Annotated in this window: 14 protein-coding genes; 10 read left to right on the top strand and 4 right to left on the bottom strand. The window is 66.2% G+C overall.

What is annotated here, in order from left to right:
- Positions 1–89: 89 nt before the first annotated feature.
- The 3 genes from AC6CIE_RS03625 (at position 90) to AC6CIE_RS03615 (ending at position 3,041) form a co-directional block, all read left to right on the top strand.
- On the top strand, positions 90–632 hold the full coding sequence (locus tag AC6CIE_RS03625; protein ID WP_175136177.1) for a TRAP transporter small permease: 543 nt from the start codon (positions 90–92) through the stop codon (positions 630–632).
- Positions 629–1,927 (top strand): TRAP transporter large permease, encoded by a 1,299-nt coding sequence (locus tag AC6CIE_RS03620; protein WP_175121142.1) that lies wholly within the window; start codon positions 629–631, stop codon positions 1,925–1,927. Before AC6CIE_RS03625 ends, AC6CIE_RS03620 begins: the two co-directional genes overlap by 4 nt.
- An 85-nt stretch (positions 1,928–2,012) precedes the next feature.
- Complete coding sequence (locus tag AC6CIE_RS03615; protein WP_063952197.1) at positions 2,013–3,041, top strand: DctP family TRAP transporter solute-binding subunit; 1,029 nt, start codon at positions 2,013–2,015, stop codon at positions 3,039–3,041.
- Between the two features lie 152 nt (positions 3,042–3,193).
- Here AC6CIE_RS03615 and greB read toward each other — a convergent pair whose 3' ends face one another.
- The 3 genes from greB to AC6CIE_RS03600 form a co-directional block, all read right to left on the bottom strand.
- Complete coding sequence (gene greB, locus AC6CIE_RS03610; RefSeq protein WP_056319052.1) at positions 3,194–3,745, bottom strand: transcription elongation factor GreB; 552 nt, start codon at positions 3,743–3,745, stop codon at positions 3,194–3,196.
- Between the two features lie 67 nt (positions 3,746–3,812).
- The gene (locus AC6CIE_RS03605; protein ID WP_175121140.1) at positions 3,813–4,658 is read right to left on the bottom strand and encodes a 3',5'-nucleoside bisphosphate phosphatase; all 846 of its coding nucleotides are present in this window, start codon (positions 4,656–4,658) and stop codon (positions 3,813–3,815) included.
- 69 nt (positions 4,659–4,727) lie between these two features.
- Positions 4,728–5,660: an alpha/beta fold hydrolase gene (locus AC6CIE_RS03600; protein WP_175136751.1), complete on the bottom strand. Its 933-nt coding sequence runs from the start codon at positions 5,658–5,660 to the stop codon at positions 4,728–4,730.
- 296 nt (positions 5,661–5,956) lie between these two features.
- On the opposite strand from AC6CIE_RS03600, the gene cfa reads away from it, so the two are divergent.
- Entirely contained in the window at positions 5,957–7,147 is a 1,191-nt protein-coding gene (gene cfa / locus AC6CIE_RS03595) for a cyclopropane fatty acyl phospholipid synthase (RefSeq protein ID WP_286937155.1), read from the top strand.
- A gap of 69 nt (positions 7,148–7,216) precedes the next feature.
- On the opposite strand, the gene AC6CIE_RS03590 is transcribed toward cfa, so the two are convergent.
- The gene (locus AC6CIE_RS03590; RefSeq protein WP_498091181.1) at positions 7,217–8,839 is read right to left on the bottom strand and encodes a GMC family oxidoreductase; all 1,623 of its coding nucleotides are present in this window, start codon (positions 8,837–8,839) and stop codon (positions 7,217–7,219) included.
- A gap of 309 nt (positions 8,840–9,148) precedes the next feature.
- Between AC6CIE_RS03590 and AC6CIE_RS03585 the strand changes: the two genes are divergently transcribed.
- The 6 genes from AC6CIE_RS03585 (at position 9,149) to cobA (ending at position 16,708) form a co-directional block, all read left to right on the top strand.
- A complete protein-coding gene (locus AC6CIE_RS03585) occupies positions 9,149–10,039 on the top strand; it encodes a LysR family transcriptional regulator (protein WP_175121137.1) in 891 nt (296 codons plus the stop codon).
- Positions 10,040–10,389: 350 nt separating this feature from the next.
- Positions 10,390–12,951 (top strand): nitrite reductase large subunit NirB, encoded by a 2,562-nt coding sequence (gene nirB, locus AC6CIE_RS03580; RefSeq protein WP_495601396.1) that lies wholly within the window; start codon positions 10,390–10,392, stop codon positions 12,949–12,951.
- Positions 12,951–13,301, top strand: coding sequence for a nitrite reductase small subunit NirD (gene nirD, locus AC6CIE_RS03575; protein ID WP_175138311.1), 351 nt, complete (start codon positions 12,951–12,953; stop codon positions 13,299–13,301). The genes nirB and nirD overlap by 1 nt, the downstream gene beginning before the upstream one ends.
- A gap of 49 nt (positions 13,302–13,350) precedes the next feature.
- The gene (locus AC6CIE_RS03570) at positions 13,351–14,163 is read left to right on the top strand and encodes a formate/nitrite transporter family protein (protein ID WP_498091179.1); all 813 of its coding nucleotides are present in this window, start codon (positions 13,351–13,353) and stop codon (positions 14,161–14,163) included.
- Positions 14,164–14,173: 10 nt separating this feature from the next.
- Complete coding sequence (locus AC6CIE_RS03565) at positions 14,174–15,919, top strand: bifunctional protein-serine/threonine kinase/phosphatase (RefSeq protein ID WP_343738466.1); 1,746 nt, start codon at positions 14,174–14,176, stop codon at positions 15,917–15,919.
- 12 nt (positions 15,920–15,931) lie between these two features.
- Positions 15,932–16,708 carry a uroporphyrinogen-III C-methyltransferase gene (cobA, locus tag AC6CIE_RS03560; RefSeq protein WP_498091177.1) on the top strand — a complete coding sequence of 259 codons (777 nt, stop codon included), beginning with the start codon at positions 15,932–15,934 and terminating at the stop codon, positions 16,706–16,708.
- The last annotated feature ends 25 nt before the right edge of the window (positions 16,709–16,733 follow it).

Here is a 16,733-nt window from a genome sequence, read left to right as displayed (position 1 = left end):
GAAGACCTGGCCCCGCAGCGCAACGGTAGGATGCAGCGACCCTTCCAACAAGAAAAGCGCCTTTCGGCGCCCGCTGGCCGCCGCCTCACATGTCCCGCCCCGAAGCCCCCGCCGAGCCCGTAGAACCGATCATCCCCGTAGAAGCAGATCCCGCCGTAAAGGTGCCGCTGGCCGTCGAGGACTGGCTGGCCGTGATCCTGCTGGCGACCCTGGCCATCATCACCTTCTTGAATGTGCTGGTGCGCTACTTCACCGATCAATCGTTCGCCTGGACGGAAGAGATTTCCGTGTTCCTCCTGATCGTGCTGACGATGGCCGGCGGCAGCGTCGCGTTCGTGCGCAATCATCACATCCGCATCGAGATCCTGGCGGACTCGGGCTCGCCGCGCCGCCAGCGCATCATGGCGCTGATCTCGAACGGCTGCGTGCTGGGATTCTTCGTGCTGCTGACCGTGCTGTCGGTCAAACTGGTTTACGACGAATACATCTACGAGGAAACCTCCCCGGCCATCGGCGTGCCGACCTGGTGGTATTCGATCTGGCTGCCGGTGATGGCCGCCGCGATTTCGCTGCGCACGCTCGGCACGCTGCGCCGCCTCGTGCGCGCGCCGGGCCAGGAAGCCCAGCGATGATCGCCGCCATCCTCTTTACCGTCTTCATCGTCCTGATGATCATCGGCGTGCCGGTTGGCGTCGCGTTGGGCATTGGCGGCACGGTGGCGATCGTGCTGACCAACCTGGATACGCCCTGGTATGGCCTGCTGACGGTGCCGCAGAACTTCTATGCCGGGCTGGCGAAGTACCCGCTGCTGGCGATTCCGATGTTCGTGCTGGTGGGTTCCATCTTCGACCGCTCGGGCGTGGCCAAGCGGCTGGTGGACTTTGCGATTGCCATCGTCGGACGCGGTCCGGGCATGCTGCCGCTGGTGTCGATTGCGGTGGCCATGTTTCTGGGCGGCATCTCGGGCTCGGGACCGGCCTGCGCCGCGGCCGTGGGCGCGGTGATGATCACCGCGATGTCGCGCGCCGGCTATCCGGGGTCGTTCTCGGCGTCCGTGGTGGCCGCCGGCGCCGCCACCGACATCCTGATCCCGCCGTCCGTGGCCTTCATCATCTATTCCGTGCTGGTGCCGGGCGCATCGGTGCCCGCGCTGTTTGCGGCCGGCATGATCCCGGGCATCCTGGCTGGCTTTGCGCTGATCATTCCGGCCGTGTGGCTGAGCCGCAAGTACAAGATGGGCGCGCTGGAAGCGCACCTGCCCCGCCCGCCGTTCTGGAAGAGCCTGCGCGAAGCGTCGTGGGGGCTGGCGGCCCCCGTGCTGATCCTGGGCGGCATGCGGATGGGCTGGTTCACGCCGACCGAGGCCGCCGTCGTCGCGGTGTTCTATGGTCTGTTCGTGGGCGGCTTCATTCACCGCACCATCAAGTTCCGCGACCTCTACACCATCCTGCGCGAAGCCGCCGAGCTGTCCGCCGTGATCATGCTGGTAGTGACGCTGGCCGGGATCTTCGCGTGGGCGCTGTCGACGCTGAGCGTGATCGACCCGATCACGCATGCCATCGTCAATTCCGGCCTGGGCGAATGGGGCGTGCTGGCGCTGCTGATCCTGCTGCTGATGACCGTGGGCATGTTCCTGGACGGCATCTCCATCTTTCTGATTTTCGTGCCGCTGCTCATGCCGATCGCCAATGCCTACGGCTGGGATCCGGTGTGGTTTGGCGTGATCCTGACCTTGAAGGTGGCGCTGGGCCAGTTCACCCCGCCGCTGGCCGTGAACCTGATGGTGTCGTGCCGCATCGCGCGCGTGCCGATGGAATCGACCGTGCGCTGGGTGGTATGGCTGCTGGGCGCGATGTTCATGGTGCTGGTCGCGGTGCTGGTGTTTCCCGAACTGGCGCTGTGGCTGCCGCGCAAACTGGGTTATTGAGAGAGGCTGGACGGGGCCGGCCCGGCAAGGGTTCCCGGCCATGGATGACAACAACAGAAAGACTCGCAGAGAGAGGAGACGCAACATGAAATTCCGCAACCTGATCGGCGCGGCGCTGTGCGCGGCAGCCGTGGTGGGCATGGCGCCCGCGCATGCGCAGAACTACAAGCCCGAGTACAAGCTCTCCATCGTCGTGGGCACCACGTTCCCGTGGGGCCAGGGCGCCGAGATCTGGTCGAACCTGGTGCGCGAGCGCACCGAAGGCCGCATCAACATCAAGGTCTACCCCGGCACCTCGCTGGTACAGGGCGACCAGACCCGCGAGTTCACGGCGATCCGCCAGGGCGTGATCGACATGGCCGTGGGCTCGACCATCAACTGGTCGCCGCAGGTCAAGCAGCTGAACCTGTTCTCCCTGCCCTTCCTGATGCCCGACTACGCCGCCATCGACGCGCTGGTGCAAGGCGACGTGGGCAAGGACATGTTCAAGCTCATCGAAAAGGCCGGCGTGGTGCCGCTGGCCTGGGGCGAAAACGGCTACCGCCAGGTCAGCAATTCCAAGCGTGAGATCAAGCGGCCCGAGGACATGAAGGGCATGAAGCTGCGCGTGGTCGGGTCGCCGCTGTACATCGACACGTTCACCGCACTGGGCGCCAATCCCACGCAGATGAGCTGGGCGGACGCGCAGCCCGCGCTGGCCAGCGGCGCGGTCGACGGCCAGGAGAATCCGCTGTCGATCTACACGGGCTCCAAGCTCTACACCGTGGGTCAGAAGTACCTGACGTTGTGGAACTACGTGGCCGATCCGCTGATCTTCGTGGTCAACCGCGAAGTCTGGAATTCCTGGTCGGAAAAGGACCGCGACATCGTGCGCCAGGCCGCGCTGGACGCCGGCAAGCAGCAGATCGTGATCGCGCGTAAGGGCGTCACGCCCGAAGACCCGTCGCTGCTCAAGGAAATCGCCGGCCACGGCGTCACCGTGACGACGCTGTCGCAGGCCGATCACGACGCGTTCGTGAAGGCCACCAAGCCGGTCTATGAAAAGTGGAAGAAGCAGATCGGCGAGGACCTGGTCAACAAGGCCGAAAAGTCGATCGCAGAACGCAAGAAGTAACCCGCAAAAAGCAAACCGCGAAAGTTTCGCAGCAAGCCCCAGGGGAACCGGCGGCGCAAGCCGCCAACCGAGGCAGGGACGCTAGAATCCCGCCCACCAAACGGGCGCCGGCCACAACCGGCGCCCGTTATCTTTTGGGGCGTCTGACTTCCCTATTCCGGATAGCTGACTTCCAGAATATCCAGCTCATCGATGCCAGCCGGCGTGCGCAGCACCACCGTGTCGCCTTCCCGCGCCTTGATCAGCGCCCGCGCCACCGGCGAGATCCAGCTGATCTTGCCGGCCAGGGGCTCGGCCTCGTCCACGCCAACGATGGTGACGGTGTGTTCCTCGCCGGCCTTGTCCACGTAGACGACCGTGGCGCCGAAGAAGGCCTGGTCGCGGTTGGGTTGGGCCTTGGGGTCCACGACTTCGGCAATATCCAGCCGCTTGGTCAGGAACCGCATGCGGCGGTCGATCTCGCGCAGGCGCTTCTTGCCGTAAAGGTAGTCGCCGTTTTCCGAGCGGTCGCCGTTGGACGCGGCCCACGACACCACCTGCACGACGGCCGGGCGTTCCACATTCATGAGCTGGGTCAGCTCGCCGCGCAGGCGCTCGTAACCCTCGGGCGTCATGTAGTTCTTGGTGCCGGCCGGCAACGCTTGGGCCTGCGGCAGATCGTCGTCGTCCTCGTGGTCGGACTCTTTAACAAAGGCTTTATTCATGGCGGTTGCATCGCGATGGCGCGATCACTGTCGAAGCTTTCGGAATGGGCGGCGCGGGCCGCCCGCGTCAGAACCAGTCGTGCCAGACCGGCTTCAGGTCGGATGGCAGCGGCGGCAGTTGGCCCAGGTCCATCCGGCTTTCCTTGGGACTGTGGAAGTCCGAGCCGCGCGAGGCCAGAAAGCCATAGCGGCGCGCTACCTCGGCATATTGGCGGGCTTCTTCCACGGTGTGGCTGCCCGTGTTGACCTCGATGCCCACGCCACCCAATTGCAGGAATTCGTCGAACAGCGCGGCAAACTGCAGGGGCGTGTACTTGTAGCGGCCCGGGTGGGCGATGACGGCCTGGCCGCCCGCGCCGCGGATCCAGCCCACGGCGTCGGCCAGCGTGGCCCATTGCATGGGCACATGGCCGGGGCAGTCGTCGCCCAGATGCTTGTTGAAAACGGTTTGCACGTCGGGGCAATAACCGGCTTGCACCAGGTATCGCGCAAAGTGCGTGCGGCTGATCAGTTCGGGATTGCCGGCAAACGGCAGCGCGCCTTCGTAGGCGCCGGGCATGCCCATGTCTGCCAGGCGGTCGCCGATGCGCTTGGCGCGGGCCGCGCGTCCCGAGCGGGTCTTGCGCAGGCCTTCGACCAGCGCCGCGTTGGTGGGATCAAACCGCAGGCCGACGATATGCACGGTCAGGCCGGCCCACGTGACAGAGACTTCGACGCCGGTGGCAAAGCGCATGCCCAGCTCTTCTGCCGCGGCGGAAGCTTCGGCGATACCGCCCACTTCGTCGTGATCGGTCAGTGCCCAGACATCGACGCCATTGGCGAACGCCCGCTGCGCCACGTCCCGGGGCGCAAGCGCGCCGTCCGAAACGGTGGAATGGCAATGCAGGTCGATGTTCAGGGTGGGCGATTTCATGCAGCTATTGTAGAGAAGGCCCGGCGGCGCGCCTAGCGCGGTGCCGTCCCCACATTGCCGCCTGGCCGTTCAGGCCAGCAGGAATTCCGCCACCGGGTTCACCTGATCGTCAGCGATCAGCGTGGGCGCGTGCCCCACGCCCGGCACTTCAAGCGCCTGGGCCCGCGGATTGCGCTGGCGCATTTCTTCGACGGTGGCACGCGTCAGCAGGTCGGACAGTTCGCCGCGCACGATCAGGATCGGGCAGTCCAGCGCGTCATACGACCGCCACAGGATCTGCTCGCCCGCCGCCAGTTCTTCGGGCGTCTGGGCCGCCAGCGCCTGGGCGATGGCCAGGTCGTAGTGCTTGACCCACTTGCCTCCCTGCGCCGGGTACAGGTATTTGGCCAGCTCGGCCCATTGGGCGTCGGTATGCGGACCGAAGGTTTCCGAATTGGCGCGCATCGTCGCCACGGCCTCTTCGAAGGTGGCGAATTCACCAGGCGCGCCCACATACTGGCCGATACGCGACAGGGCGCCGTTTTCCAGACGCGGGCCCACGTCGTTGAGCACCAGTTTGTCCAGGCGCAGCCCCTGGTCAGGCGGCAGCATGCCGGCATGCGGGCGCATTGCCAGCATGGCCTTGGCGAACGCGGCGGCGCCTGACAACGCCATGCCGATCAACCCGCCCATCGACGTGCCGACCCACGACAGGCTGGCCGGGCGCAGGCGCGCGATGAGCGTCACCATGTCGGACACGTATTGGGGCACGGTGTAGAACGCCGGATTGACCAGCCAATCCGACCGGCCGCGGCCGACCACGTCGGGGCAGACCACGCGGTACGTGCCCGCCAGCCGGCGCGCCAGTGCGTCGAAGTCGCGCCCGCTGCGGGTCAGACCGTGCACGCAGAGCAGCACGCGGTCATTGGCGGGATCGCCCCATTCCCAATAGGCCATGCGGTGCAGGCCCGCCGGGCTGGCGCACGTGACGAATTCCAAACGGGGTTCCAGGCTGGCATCCACTTCGATAGGCTCCACGATCGGCGCGCGCCGGCACGGCCGCGCCACTTTGGCCGCTATCTTATCGGTTATGCAACGCCGGTGCGGCCTGCTCTGGACTATCCCGGCGGTCGTGGCTACGATCCTTGCATTCTCCGAGCGTCCGTCCTTCGCCCGCTTTCCGCCCGGCCCGCCGCGCATTGCCGTTGGCTATGGGCCCGATGCAATCATTAAATTGGAGTTGCATACCTTTCAAGGCGCACAGTAAAAAGCTTCAGGCATTGCCAGATCAGTCATCCCAAAATTGATATGGAGTCCGTATGCAGCAAAGCAGTCCCATCACTCCGCTGACCGAGCAGCCTGCCGGTCAACCCAGCGTCATTCCCCCTCCCCCCGCCCCCCCGAAAATCCTGCAGGACCTGATGGCGCGCGCCGACGTGCAGATCAACGGTTCGCGGCCCTGGGACATGCAGGTGCATGACAAGCATATGTACGAGCGGGTGTTCGCCAGCTGGTCGTTGGGGCTGGGCGAGTCGTACATGGACGGCGAGTGGGACTGCGACCAATTGGACGAGCTCTTCACCCGCCTGCTGCGTGCAGACATGGGATCGGCGGCGCTGGGCGTGGCGCGCATCAAGCTGATTGCCGAGCACCTGCGCCACAAGCTGTTCAATCTTCAGTCCAAGCATCGGGCGTTTGAAGTCGGTGAGCAGCATTATGACGCCGGCAACGACGTGTTCGAGGCGATGCTGGACAGCCGGATGATCTACTCCTGCGCGTATTGGGAACACGCCCAGACGCTGGAGGAGGCGCAGGTCGCCAAGCTGGACATGATCTGCCGCAAGCTGCAACTGAAGGAAGGCGAGACGCTGCTGGACATCGGCTGCGGCTGGGGCGGACTGGCCAAGTTCGCGGCCGAGCGCTACGGCGTCAAGGTCACGGGCGTGACCGTATCCAAGGAGCAACTGGCCCTGGCGCAGGAACGCGTCAAAGGCCTGCCCGTGGAGCTGCTGCTGCAGGACTACCGCGATCTGCAAGGCCGCTTCGACAAGGTGGTGTCGGTCGGGATGTTCGAGCACGTCGGGCCGAAGAACTACGACACGTACTTCACCAACGTGCAGCGGCTGATGGCGCCCGAAGGCATTTTCCTGCTGCACACCATCGGTATCGCGGCCACCAGCCAGAGCACCGATCCGTGGATCGACCGCTACGTGTTTCCCAACGGCAAGCTGCCGTCGGCGCGCGAAATCGCGACGGCCGTCGAAGGCCGGTTCATCGTCGAGGACTGGCACAACTTCGGGGCAGACTACGACCGCACGCTGATGGCATGGTGGGACCGCTTCGAGCAGGCCTGGCCCACGCTGGAGTCGCGCTACGGCACCCGCTTCTACCGGATGTGGAAGTACTACCTGATGTGCTGCGCGGGCTTTTTCCGGTCGCGCGAAGGGCAGCTTTGGCAGGTGATCCTGACGCATCCGCAGCGTCAGGAGACATACCGGTCGCTGCGTTAGACCCGCCGTATTCGCGCGTGTCCAGGCAAGCCGCCCCTGACCGGGCGGCTTGTTGTCATTGGCGGACGGCTATCGCGCCGCCCCCGCCTCTTCCCGGATCATGTCCGCCGCGCGCTCCGCAATCATGATCGTCGGCGAATTGGTGTTGCCCGAGGTGATGCGCGGCATGATCGACGCGTCGGCGATGCGCAGGCCTTGCAGCCCATGCACGCGCAGCCGCGCGTCCACCACCGCGCCGCTGTCGGCGTCCCGGCCCATCGCGCAGGTGCCCACCGGGTGGAAGATGGTGGTGCCGATCTTGCCCGCCGCCTGGCGCAATTCTTCTTCGGTCTGGAATGCCGGACCCGGCAGCCATTCGTCCGGCCGGTATCGCTGCAGGGCGGGCGCGGCGGCAATGCGGCGCACCAGGCGAATGGAATCGGCAGCCACGCGCAGGTCGTCGTCGGTGCTCAGGTAGTTGGGGCGGATGAGGGGGGCTTCGCTGCCCGTCTGCCCCGCCGGTCCTTGCGCGTGCACGCTGCCGCGCGACGTGGGGCGCAGGTTGCAGACACTGGCGGTGAAGGCGTCGAAACCATGCAGGGGTTCGCCGAATGCACCCAACGACAGCGGCTGCACGTGGAATTCGACGTTGGCGCGGTCCTGGCCGGGATCGGATTTGGCGAACAGGCCCAATTGCGACGGCGCCATGCTCATCGGACCGCTGCGGCTCACCAGATACTCCAGCCCGATGCCCGCCCTGCCCAGCCACGTGGACGCGATACGGTTCAGCGTCTTGACGCCGTTCACCTTGATGATGACGCGCAATTGCAGATGGTCCTGCAGGTTCTCGCCCACGCCGGGCAAGGCGTGGCGCAGCGTGATGCCGGCTTCGCGCAGGCGCGCGGGCTCGCCGATGCCGGAGACTTCCAGGAGGTGCGGCGAGTTCACCGCGCCGGCCGCCAGCACCACTTCGCGCCGCGCGCGCAACGACGTCGCGCGGCCGTTCTGGTTGACGCGCACGCCGACGCAGTGCTTTTCATCGAATTCAAGCTGTTCGGCCAGCGCGCCCGTCATCACATGCAGGTTCGGGCGCTTGCGCACCGGCCGCAGAAACGCCTTGGACGTATTCCAGCGCCAGCCGCTGCGCTGGTTGACCTCGAAATAGCCGCTGCCGAAATTGTCGCCGCGGTTGAAATCCTGCACGCGCGGGATGCCTTCCTGTTCGGCCGCCGAAGCGAAGGCTTCCAGGATGTCCCAGCGCAGGCGCTGCGACTCGACGCGCCATTCGCCGCCCGCGCCGTGGAATTCATCAGCGCCCCGGTGATAGTCCTCGCTGCGCTTGAAGACCGGCAACACCTGATCCCAACTCCAGGCCGCGTCGCCCGACAGCGCGGCCCAGTCCTCGTAGTCCTGCTTCTGGCCACGCATGTAGATCATGCCGTTGATGGACGAACATCCGCCCAGCACGCGGCCGCGCGGATAGATAAGCGAGCGCCCGCCCAGCCCCGGCTCTTCGGCGGTTCGGTACATCCAGTCCGTACGCGGGTTGCCGATGCAGTGCAGGTAACCGACGGGGATGTGAATCCAGTGATAGTTGTCGCGCCCGCCGGCTTCCAGCAGCAGCACCTGCACGGCAGGGTCGCGGCTCAGGCGGTTGGCCAGAACGCAGCCGGCCGACCCCGCGCCCACGATGATGTAGTCGTATGTCTCCATAAGCTCTTCTTATCAAGTCGCGGGTCCAAATCGAACGCCGCCACGGTGAGCCGCCCCGGCTACGACGTTGGACGCGCGCCGGGAATCTGGCAAGACTCTGGCGCAGGACGGGGCGGCTGTCCAATGAAATGTTGAAAAGGGGATTATTAGCGTCTCTAATAATGCTCGGCAGTTTCCACGCTTGGTCGGGTTCGGGTGGGTGTCAGACACCCCTGATTTTGTAGGACTGAATGAGGTGTCTGACACCACCGGTTTTGTAGGACGAAATGAGGTGTCTGACACCCTCCAACGCGATTTCCGGGAGCATCCATGGACCTAAAGCACATCCGCACGTTTGCCGCCGTCGCGCGCGAAGGTAATTTGACGCGCGCGGCCGAGCATCTGCATTTGACACAGCCTGCGCTCAGCCTGCAGCTCAAAAATTTTCAGGAATCGCTGGACCTGACGCTTTTTGCGCGGACGGCGCAGGGGTTGGCGCCTAACGCGGATGGACGGGCGCTGTTGCCGTCGGCGCAGCGGGTGTTGGACGCGCTGGACGACTTTCAGCGCGCTATCGGCGCGTTGCGCGATACCGTTCAGGGCGAATTGCGCATCGGGACGATCCTAGACCCGGAATTCCTGCGGCTGGGCGCCACGCTGCAGTATCTGGTCGAGCACTACCCGAAGATCCGCCCCACCCTGCGGCACGGCATGTCCGGATCGGTCGGCCGGCAAGTGCGCGCCGGAGAATTGGACGTGGGGTTCTTTCTGGGGCCACACGCCCGGGACGGCAGCCAGCCCTCCGGCCTGCACGCCCAACCGCTTGCTTCCTTTTCCTATTACGTCGTCGCCCCAAAAAGCTGGAGCGCGCAGGTCGCGGGACGGGGCTGGGCGGAAATCGCCGCGTTGCCGTGGATCTGGACCCCGCCGGATTCAGTCCACCACCGCCTGCTGTCCGACAAGTTCGACGCCCTGGGCATTACGCCGCACGCGGTGGCCGAGGTCGATCAGGAGGCTTCGATGCTGGATCTGGTGCGCTCGGGCGTGGGCCTGTCCCTCGCGCGCGACGCCATCGCGCTGCGCGAATCGCAATCCAGCGGCCTGCAGCTCGTGAAAGGCCTGTCGATCCAGGCAGAGCTGTCCTTCATCACCCAGGCGGCGCGGCGCGACGATCCGCTCGTCGCGGCCGCCTTTGCCGCGGTGCAGGCGGCATTCGCCTGATTCGGCTGTCGGCCGCCGCACGTCCCAACAGCCATCCATGCTGCGCTGCGCCAAACGGGTGCAGGGCGCACACGGATATGCACCGATACGAAGCATGCGCGCGGATCCGCGCAGATCGGCCGCTGCCCCTCATCGCGCCTTCGCAACGCCCTCCTTCCCTATGAATCGCAAGGGAATTTCCCCCGACACATCGCGCCTCGACATACCTGGCATGGACTTTGCTTAATTGCCTATGTGCGGGTGCAAACCCGGCAAGACAACGTGAGCAGTACCGGCAATGGCGCCCCGACCGAAAGGTCCAGGGCGCCGTTTGTCTTTTGAAACCGAAAATCCAAGCCTGGGGAAATCCCATGAATGCAGCGGCCACCTCCGATTCCTTGCAGACGCTGATTGTCATCGGCAACGGCATGGTGGGCCATCATTGCGTCGAGCAATTGATCGCCCGCGGCGCCCTCGAGCGCTATCGCATCACCATCTTTGGCGAAGAAACCCGGCGCGCCTATGACCGCGTCCATCTGTCCGAGTACCTGAACGGGCGCGACGCCGAGTCGATGGCGCTGGGCGAGGCCTCGCTGTATGAGCAGGACGGCGTGACGCTGCGCCTGGGCGAGCCCGTGCTGGACATCGACAGCCACGCGCGGGAAGTCATCACCGCCAATGGCCGCTTCGCCTACGACAAGCTGGTGCTGGCGACGGGCTCCTATCCCTTCGTGCCGCCCATCGCGGGCGCCGAGGGCAATTCGCGCCTGGTGTATCGCAGCATCGACGACCTGGACCTGATCCGCGAAGCCGCCAGCGGCGCGCGGCGCGGCGTTGTTGTCGGCGGCGGGCTCTTGGGGCTGGAAGCGGCCAACGCGCTCAAGTCGCTGAACCTGGAAGCGCACGTGGTCGAGTTCGCGCCGCGCCTGATGCCGGTGCAATTGGACGAGGCCGGCGGCGCGGCGCTGAAGGCGCGCATCGAGGCGCTGGGCGTGGGCGTGCACCTGTCGCGCGCCACGCAGGACATCAAGCCGGGCACGCAATACCGCTACCGCATGCGCTTTGCCGAAGGCGCCCCGCTGGAAACCGACCTGATCGTGTTCTCGGCCGGGATCCGTCCGCAGGTGTTCCTGGCGCGCAAGGCCGGGCTGGCGCTGGCCGAGCGCGGCGGTGTCGCCATCGACGACCGCTGCCGCAGCAGCGACGAACACATCTACGCCATCGGCGAATGCGCGTCGTGGAACGGCACGGTATTCGGTCTGGTTGCCCCCGGCTACCAGATGGCCCGCATTGTCGCCGCCGAACTGTGCGGCGCGCCGGAACAGGCGTTTTCGGGCGCCGACATGTCCACGAAGCTCAAGCTGTTGGGCGTGGACGTGGGGTCGATTGGCGACGCGCACGGGGCCACGCCCGGCTCGCGCAGCTACCGCTTCATCGATGAGGCCGGCTCCAGCTACCGCCGCCTGGTGATCTCCGAGGACGGCAAGCGTGTCCTGGGCGCGGTGCTGGTGGGCGACAACAGCTACTACGACACGCTGCTGCAATACGCGCAGAACGGCATCGCACCGCCCGCAGATCCGTCCAGCCTGATCCTGCCGCAAGGCCAGGCCGCGCCGCTGCTGGGCGTGGACGCCCTGCCCGCCACCGCCACGATCTGCTCCTGCCACAACGTCAGCAAGGGCGCCGTCTGCGACGCCATCGACGGCGGCTGTACGGACCTGGCGGGCGTCAAGGCCTGCACCAAGGCGGCCTCGGGCTGCGGCGGCTGCGCGGGCCTGCTCAAGCAGGTGGTCGAACACGAACTGGCCAGCCGCGGTGTCGTGGTGGACAAGAGCCTGTGCGAGCACTTTGCCTACACCCGCCAGGAGCTGTACGCGATCGTGCGCGTGAGCGGCGCCGAGACCTTCGAAGAAATCCTGGCCAGCCACGGCCGTGGTCACGTCGGCTGCGAGATCTGCAAGCCCGCCATCGGCTCGATTCTCGCGTCCTGCTGGAACCGGCCCATCCAGGACCCGCACCTGGTGCCGCTGCAGGACACCAACGACACCTTCATGGCCAACATGCAGAAGAACGGCACCTATTCGGTGGTGCCGCGCATGCCGGCCGGCGAAGTCACGCCGGACGGCCTGATCGCCGTCGGCATGGTCGCCAAGAAATACAACCTGTACGTCAAGGTGACGGGCGGCCAGCGCATCGACCTGTTCGGCGCGCAACTGCACGAGCTGCCCGGCATCTGGTCGGAACTCATCGCCGCCGGCTTCGAGACGGGCCACGCCTACGGCAAGTCCACCCGCACCGTGAAGTCCTGCGTCGGCAGCACCTGGTGCCGCTTCGGTGTGCAGGACAGCGTGAAGATGGCGCTGGACATCGAGCACCGCTACAAAGGCCTGCGCGCCCCGCACAAGCTGAAGTTCGCCGTGTCCGGCTGCACCCGCGAATGCGCCGAGGCGCAAAGCAAGGACATCGGCGTGATCGCCACCGAGAACGGCTGGAACCTGTACGTGTGCGGCAACGGCGGCATGCGGCCGCGCCACGCCGAGCTCTTTGCCACCGACCTGGACGACGCCACGCTCATCCGCTACATCGACCGCCTGCTGATGTTCTACATCCGCACGGCCGACAAGCTGCAGCGCACGTCGGTGTGGCGCGAATCGCTGGAAGGCGGGCTGGACTACCTGAAGGCGGTCGTGATCGACGACAGCCTGGGTCTGGGCGCCGAGCTTGAAGCGCAGATGCAACTGGTGGTGGACCGCTACGAATGCGAGTGGGCCAACGCCCTCAGCGACCCCGAAAAGCTCAAGCGCTTCCGCACGTTCGTGAACGACAGCCAGGGCGATCCCGACATCCACTTCGTGCAGGAACGCGGCCAGCCCCGCCCGGCCCCGGCGCGCGCCGCTCAGCGCGTCATCCCGATTGCCGAGGAGATCGTCTGATGGCTGCCCTGCCCAACACCCACCCCGCCTGGCGCCACGCGTGCAACCGCCAGGACCTCGTCGCCAACTCCGGCGTCGTCGCCCTGGTCGACGGCGCGCAGGTCGCGCTGTTCTACCTGCCCGACGCCGAGGGCCAGACCTTGTACGCCGTGTCGAACCGCGACCCGAAGTCCGGCGCCAACGTCATCGGCCGTGGAATCGTGGGCCAGCTGGCCGGCGACCTGGTGGTGGCGTCTCCGCTCTACAAGCAGCACTTCCGGCTGGCGGACGGCAGCTGCGTGCAATTTCCCGAGCAGCGCCTGCAGACCTGGCAGGTGCGCTTGAACGGCGACGCGGTCGAAATCGCCTGACGACCGCCGCAAACGTATTCATCACATCAGCACAGCAACAGGAAACATCATGTCCTACCTCGCTCCCTCCGAGTTCGTCACCAAGATGGTGGATGCCGGCGAATCGAAGCTCTACATGGCAACCCGCGACGTCCTGATCCGCGCCTTCATGGCCGGCGCCATCCTCGCGATTGCCGCAGTATTCGCCGTCACCGTCACGGTGCAGACCGGCTCGCCCATCCTGGGCGCCGCGCTCTTTCCCGTCGGGTTCTGCATCCTGTACCTGATGGGCTTCGACCTTCTGACGGGCGTATTCGTGCTGACCCCGCTGGCGCTCTTTGACAAGCGGCCCGGCGTCACGATGGGCGGCATCCTCAAGCACTGGGGCAAGGTCTTCGTGGGCAACTTCCTGGGCGCGCTGACCGTCGCCGTGCTGATGGCCATCGTCTTCACGTACGGCTTTTCGGTGCCGCCCAACAAGGTCGGCCAGGTCATCTCGCACATCGGCGAAGACCGCACGCTGGGCTACAAGGAATACGGTGCCGGCGGCATGCTGACCATCTTCATCCGCGGCGTGCTGTGCAACTGGATGGTGTCGCTGGGCGTCGTGGGCGCCATGATCTCGACCTCCGTCAGCGGCAAGGTCATCGCCATGTGGATGCCCGTCATGCTGTTCTTCGCGATGGGCTTCGAGCACTCCATCGTCAACATGTTCCTGTTCCCGTCGGCCATGATCATGGGCGGCAACTTCTCGATCATGGACTACATGATCTGGAACGAAATCCCGGTGGTGCTGGGCAACCTGATCGGCGGCATCTCGCTGACGGGCCTGACGCTCTACACCACGCACATGAAGACCGCGCCCAAGCGCCGCTTCAACTGATCGCGTCAGCATGGACGGCTACTCTCCCGGCGCGCCCGCCGCCTCGCTGAAAGTGGCGGTGGGCCAGCACACCGATCCCGGCGTCAAGTCCGTCAACCAGGACTTCCACGGGCTGTGCGTGCCGGGCGAGCCGCTGCTGGGCGCCAAGGGCATCGCCATCGCGCTGGCCGACGGCATCAGCAGCAGCAACGTCAGCCACATCGCCAGCGAGACGGCGGTGGCCAGCTTTCTGGAAGACTATTACTGCACGCCCGAGACCTGGTCGGTGAAGAAGTCGGCCCAGAAGGTGCTCAGCGCGGCCAACGCCTGGTTGCATTCGCAAAGCCGCCAGCGCCATGGGCAGGACCAGGACAGCGGCTACGTCTGCACGCTGACCGTGATGGTGCTCAAGGGCGCCACCGCGCACATCCTGCATATCGGCGACGCGCGCATCTATCGCCTGCGGGATGGCGCGATCGAGCAACTGACAGAGGACCATCGCGTCTGGGTCGCGCACGACAAAAGTTACCTGGGCCGCGCGCTGGGCCTGGCGCCGCATCTGGAAATCGACTATCACACCCAGGCCGTGGAACCCGGCGACGTGTTCCTGCTGGCGACCGATGGCGTGTACGAGCATGTCGGCGACGACGATCTGCGCGAGGCCGTGGCCGCCAACGCCAGCGATCTGGACGCCGCCGCGCGCGCATTGGTCGCGCTGGCGCTTGCCCGCGGCAGCGACGACAACCTGACCATGCAAATCGTGCGCGTCGACGCCCTGCCCGCGCGCCAGGCCGCTGAGATGGCGCAGTATTCCGGCAGCCTGCCCTGTCCGCCGTTGCTGGACGTGGGTCAGACGTTCGAAGGCTTTCGCATCACGGACGAGCTGCGCGCCAGCAGCCGCAGCCACGTTTACCTGGCCGAAGACCTCGACAGCGGCGACACCGTCGTCATCAAGATCCCGTCCTTGGACCTGCGGCACGACCCCGCCTATCTGGAACGCCTCTTGACCGAGGAATGGCTGGCGCGCCGCATCGACAGCCGCCACGTCGTGCGCGCCTGGCCGCGCACGCGGCAGCGCCGCTCGCTCTACACCGTGAGCGAATACATCGAAGGGCGCACGCTGACGCAATGGATGGCGGCCAATCCGCGTCCGGCGCTGGAACCGGCAATCGCCATCATCGAGCAGATCGCACGCGGCCTGCAGGCGTTTCACCGGCTGGAGATCGTGCATCAGGATCTGCGGCCGGACAACATCCTGATCACGCCCGACGGCACGGCAAAGATCATCGATCTGGGCTCGGCCCGGACGGCCGGCATCCAGGAACTGGGCGCCGATGGCGACGACGCCATGCCGGTGCTGGGCACCGCCCAATATGCGGCGCCCGAGTACTTCCTGGGCGAAGCCGGCACGACGCGGTCCGACATTTATTCGCTGGCCGCGATCCTGTACCAGATGCTGTCCGGCCGCCTGCCCTACGGCGCCGAGGTGGCGCGATCGCGCAGCCGCGCCGCGCAACTACGGCTGACCTACGTGTCGGTGCTGGACCGGGAACGCGAAATCCCGGCGTGGATCGACAGCGTGCTCAGCCGGGCCCTGCATCCCGACCCGCAGCACCGCACGCCCGAGCTGTCTGAATTCACGCACGCGCTGCGCAATCCGCCCGACGTGCGCGGCGGCGAACGCCTGCCCCTCTTGGAACGCAATCCGGTGGCTTTCTGGAAAGGCCTCTGCCTGATCCTGGCTATCGTGATCGTGGTCCAGGCCCTGACCTCCTGAAACGAGACGACCATGCCCGCCACGAATCCCACCGTGTCCCTGATCGGCGCCGGCCCCGGCGATCCCGAGCTGCTGACCTTGAAAGCCGTCAAGGCGCTTGCCCGGGCCGACGTGGTCCTGGTCGACGACCTGGTCAACCCCGAGATCCTGCAGCACTGCCCCAACGCCCGCATCGTGCGCGTGGGCAAGCGCGGGGGCTGCCGCTCCACGCCGCAGGACTTCATCCAGCGCCTGATGCTGCGCTACGCCCGCCAGGGCCTGCGCGTGGCGCGGCTCAAGGGCGGCGATCCCTGCATCTTTGGCCGTGGCGGCGAGGAAGCGCAGTGGCTCAGCGACCACGGCGTCGCCTGCGAAATCGTAAACGGCATCACCGCCGGGCTGGCCGCGGCAACGTCGGCCGGGATTCCGCTGACGCTGCGTGGCATGGCCCAGGGCGTTACACTCATCACCGCGCATTCGCAGGACGGCGCAACGCCCGACTGGTCCGGCTTGGCACGCAGCGGCACGACGCTGGTGGTCTACATGGGTGTGGCAAAGGTGCACGACATGACCGCCCAGTTGCTGGCCGCCGGCATGGCGCCGGACACGCCGGTAGCGATGATCGAGCGCGCGTCGCTTCCCGGCCAGCGGGTCTGTCCGTCGACGCTGGCCAGCATGGCGTCCGATGCCCATACCTTCCGGTTGTGCAGCCCTGCCGTGCTGGTCATCGGCGAAGTTGCCGCCTGCCGGATGTTCGGCGTGCTGGACGACGCGGGCGGCGTGCTTGCGCCGCAACGCTGGACGGCCTGATTTCCGCGAAGACGCGCCTCACCCC

It is taken from the genome of Achromobacter sp. GQ309 (assembly GCF_059759315.1).
The sequence above is the reverse complement of the archived record's forward strand: the minus strand, read 5'-3'. Positions and strand labels throughout refer to the sequence as shown.

Coding starts and splice junctions, on each gene's coding strand:
- AC6CIE_RS03625 (WP_175136177.1), top strand. CDS start 90: ATGTCCCGCCCCGAAGCCCCCGCCGAGCCCGTAGAACCGATCATCCCC.
- AC6CIE_RS03620 (WP_175121142.1), top strand. CDS start 629: ATGATCGCCGCCATCCTCTTTACCGTCTTCATCGTCCTGATGATCATC.
- AC6CIE_RS03615 (WP_063952197.1), top strand. CDS start 2,013: ATGAAATTCCGCAACCTGATCGGCGCGGCGCTGTGCGCGGCAGCCGTG.
- greB (WP_056319052.1), bottom strand. CDS start 3,745: ATGAATAAAGCCTTTGTTAAAGAGTCCGACCACGAGGACGACGACGAT.
- AC6CIE_RS03605 (WP_175121140.1), bottom strand. CDS start 4,658: ATGAAATCGCCCACCCTGAACATCGACCTGCATTGCCATTCCACCGTT.
- cfa (WP_286937155.1), top strand. CDS start 5,957: ATGCAGCAAAGCAGTCCCATCACTCCGCTGACCGAGCAGCCTGCCGGT.
- AC6CIE_RS03590 (WP_498091181.1), bottom strand. CDS start 8,839: ATGGAGACATACGACTACATCATCGTGGGCGCGGGGTCGGCCGGCTGC.
- AC6CIE_RS03585 (WP_175121137.1), top strand. CDS start 9,149: ATGGACCTAAAGCACATCCGCACGTTTGCCGCCGTCGCGCGCGAAGGT.
- nirB (WP_495601396.1), top strand. CDS start 10,390: ATGAATGCAGCGGCCACCTCCGATTCCTTGCAGACGCTGATTGTCATC.
- nirD (WP_175138311.1), top strand. CDS start 12,951: ATGGCTGCCCTGCCCAACACCCACCCCGCCTGGCGCCACGCGTGCAAC.
- AC6CIE_RS03570 (WP_498091179.1), top strand. CDS start 13,351: ATGTCCTACCTCGCTCCCTCCGAGTTCGTCACCAAGATGGTGGATGCC.
- AC6CIE_RS03565 (WP_343738466.1), top strand. CDS start 14,174: ATGGACGGCTACTCTCCCGGCGCGCCCGCCGCCTCGCTGAAAGTGGCG.
- cobA (WP_498091177.1), top strand. CDS start 15,932: ATGCCCGCCACGAATCCCACCGTGTCCCTGATCGGCGCCGGCCCCGGC.